General features: G+C 70.4%; 1 pseudogene. It reads left to right on the plus strand.

Annotation, left to right across the window (positions count from 1 at the left end):
• Window positions 1-1,790 (plus strand): annotated as a pseudogene (locus AC51EU_RS30175) (eCIS core domain-containing protein); the annotation flags it as partial.

Here is a 1,790-nt window from a genome sequence, read left to right on the forward strand (position 1 = left end):
ACCGCGGGCCGCAGATCCAGGCGGCGTTCGCGCAGGGCCTGCACCGCATGGGCAAGGAGCGCCGGACCAAGGACGACAGGGCGAGGGCGGACCGGGAGAAGCACGACCGGGACCTGCGGCGTGAGGTCGACGCCGGTACCAGGAAGCAGGAGGGCGAGCGCGAGAAGGGCCGGCGGGACATCGCCGACGCGCGCGACAAGTGGCGCAAGGAGCAGGACGACAAGGTCTCGGAGATCGACGACAAGAAGGGGAAGAAGTACGAGAAGGTCCGCAAGGACATCGACGACAAGCAGGAGCAGACCGACAAGGACGTCGACAAGCGGACCGAGGACGACAACCAGAAGATCGAGGACGAGCACTCCGGCGCCGAGCAGGACGCGCAGAAGAAGCAGGAGGACAAGAAGAAGGAGGCGGAGAAGGGCGACGGAGGGTTCCTCGACCAGCTCAAGCAGTGGTGGCAGGGTCTCAAGGACGAGATCAAGGGGTTCTTCGAGCGGGCCCGCAAGGCCGTCACGGACCTCATCGACGCGTTCAAGCGCGAGGTCTTCCGGCTCATCGACGAGGCGCGCAACTGGGTCGTCCAGCAGATCAACGACTTCGCCGACGCGCTGATCGCCTTCGGCGACGAGATGCTCGCCGACTACCCGGCGCTGCGCGACAAGTGGCGGAACACCATCAACGCGGGCCGCGACTGGGCCGTCCGCAAGGTCAACGAGGCCGCGGACGCGCTCAAGGAGGTGGCGGGCAAGCTGCTCGACGGGCTGGGCGGCGCGCTGCTCGCCGGGCTGGACGCCATGGAGGGCGGGCTGCTGGCAGCCGTCGACGTCGCGGAGAACGTCACCGTCTCGGCGGTGGAGTTCGGGCAGCAGGCCATCGCCGCGCTCGGCGAATGGGCCGCGATCTTCAGCGACATCGTCTCCGACCCGGGTGACTGGATCAGCAAGGCCGGCGGCGCGGCCGAGAGCGGGGCGAAGGAGCATCTCTTCACCGAGATCCAGGCGGCGGTGAAGGAATGGTTCAACCAGAAGGTGCAGGAGATCACCGGGCTGGCGCCGGAGGAGTTCCGGGAACTGCTCGACGGCGGTGTCACCGTCGAGGAGATGGGCGGCATGGCCTGGGACGCCGCGGTTCCCCAACTTCCCGCGATCATCGGCATGTTGGTCATGGAGAAGGTCGTCGCCAAGCTGATCCCGGGCGCGGGCTGGGTAATGGGCATCATCGACGCTCTCAAGACGGCCTGGGGCGCGCTCAGCCGCATCCTCGCCGCCTTCGGTCTGTTCATGGCGTTCCTGAAGGCGGTCAAGAGCGGCAACGGCGCGGTGCCGTTCGCCAAGGCCGTCGCCGCCGGGGTCGTCGCCCTGCTGGAGCTCCTCTACCAGGAGCTGATCAATGGCCTCACCCGTTTCATGGGCGGAGTGACCCGCAAGCTCGGCGGCATCCTGAAGAACCTCCGCACCAAGCGGCGTCCGGGCGCCCACGGTGATCCGGGTGCGCCGGGCGCCCCTGGCGACGGCGGACGGCCGGGCCGCGGCGGGAACGCGCCGGCCGGCCGTGCCCCCGATCCGCACCGCGCCGAGAGGCCCGGCGAACCGGGCCCCGCCACCGACCGGCCCGGACAACGTCCGGCCCCCCGCAGGCCGTCCCCCGACAAGACCTCGCGCCCCGAGCCGGGCCCCCGTCCGGCGAAGCGCCCGTCCCCCGAGAAGAGGCCCCGCCCGGCGGAGCGGTCCCGGCCGAAGGCGAAGCGGAAGCCCGACGCCCACGAACGGCGCGAGGAGGGCCGGGAGGTC

The organism is Candidatus Streptomyces philanthi, assembly GCF_059553635.1.